The sequence below is a fragment of the Kocuria sp. genome, from assembly GCF_030536815.1.
Taxonomy (GTDB): domain Bacteria; phylum Actinomycetota; class Actinomycetes; order Actinomycetales; family Micrococcaceae; genus Kocuria; species Kocuria gwangalliensis.
The window spans coordinates 1-1,522 of sequence record NZ_JAUNPE010000344.1 but is presented as its reverse complement, the minus strand read 5'-3'; the positions used below and the strand labels follow the sequence as shown (position 1 = coordinate 1,522).

At 65.6% G+C, this 1,522-nt stretch carries 1 protein-coding gene; it reads left to right on the top strand.

What is annotated here, in order from left to right:
- Window positions 1-158 precede the first annotated feature (158 nt).
- The gene (locus Q4E95_RS13805; RefSeq protein WP_284305810.1) at window positions 159-1,421 is read left to right on the top strand and encodes an IS256 family transposase; all 1,263 of its coding nucleotides are present in this window, start codon (window positions 159-161) and stop codon (window positions 1,419-1,421) included.
- Window positions 1,422-1,522 lie beyond the last annotated feature (101 nt).

Genomic DNA, 1,522 nt, shown 5'->3' with positions numbered 1-1,522 from the left:
GGGGGTGTCAGATGGTCTGTGTAAGCGAGGGGTCTCCCACCTGAAGGAGATTGACTATGGCTATGACCAAGCCGAAGAAGAGCGACGAGCCCGGGCAGGAGCCTGAAGCGCGTCAGTTGCGTCGTGAGTTCTTCGACGACGAGATGCTCGACAAGCTGATGGCCGCCACCGACGAGCGGGGCCTGTCGCTGACGGGTGAGGGCGGATTCCTGCCCGAGATGATCAAGGCAGTCCTCGAGCGGGGCATGCAGGCCGAGCTGACCGACCACCTCGGGTATGAGAAGGGCGACCCGGGTGGGAACGGCTCGGGCAACTCGCGCAACGGCACGACCCCGAAGACGGTCGGGACCGAGGTCGGGGACGTCGGCTTGGACCGGCCGAGGGATCGTAACTCCACCTTCGCGTCGTCGTTGGTGCCCAAGGGCGCAAGGCGTCTGGGTGGACTGGAGGACATGATCATCTCGCTGTACGCGGGCGGGATGACCATCCGCGACATCCAGCATCATCTGGCTGCGACGCTGGGCACTGAGCTGTCCCACGAGACGATCAGCAACGTGACCGACGCCGTGGCCGAGGAGGTCACCGCGTGGCAGACGCGGCCGTTGGAGGCGTTCTACCCGGTGATCTACCTCGACGCGCTGGTGGTGAAGATCCGTGACGGCGCGCACGTGGCCAACCGGGCTGCGCACATCGCTGTCGGCGTGGACCTGGATGGCGTCAAGCACGTCTTGGGCATCTGGGTCCAAGCCGTCGAGGGCGCGAAGTTCTGGGCCTCGGTGTGCGCGGAGCTGGCCAACCGCGGCGTCAAGGACGTGCTGATCGTCTGCTGCGACGGTCTGACCGGCTTCCCCGAGGCGATCGAGGCGACCTGGACCCGCGCGATGGTCCAAACGTGCGTCGTGCACCTGATCCGGGCCTCGATGCGGTTCGTCTCCTACACCGACCGCAAGGCCGTCGCGGCGATGCTGCGTCCGATCTACACCGCCGCGAACGAGGACGCGGCGTTGATGGCGCTGACCGCGTTCGCCGACTCGAACCTGGGCAAGAAGTACCCCGCCGCCGTGGCCTCCTGGGAGAACGCATGGGAGCGGTTCACCCCGTTCCTGGCGTTCGGGCCGGCGTTGAGGAAGGTCATCTACACGACCAACTCGATCGAGTCGCTCAACTACCAGCTACGCAAGATCATCAAGAACCGCGGCCACTTCCCCAGCGACACGGCCGCGATCAAGCTGCTGTGGCTGGCCATCCGCAACATCGAGGACAAGCGGGCCCGTGAACGCGCCAAGGAAGCCGGCGCCCCCAGAGGAACTCCCCGCAAGGCGCCCGGCAAGCTCGTCGAGGGTTCCGTCATCCAAGGCTGGAAAGCCGCCCTGGGAGAGCTCGCCCTGATCTATCCCGACCGCATCAACCCCTACCTGTAACACCCCATGAGACCCAGGTCACTTACACAGACAACTTGACAGGCTCTCCACGACCTGCTCGCCCAGCGGCAACAACCTGGCCACGACATGTCGACCGATGC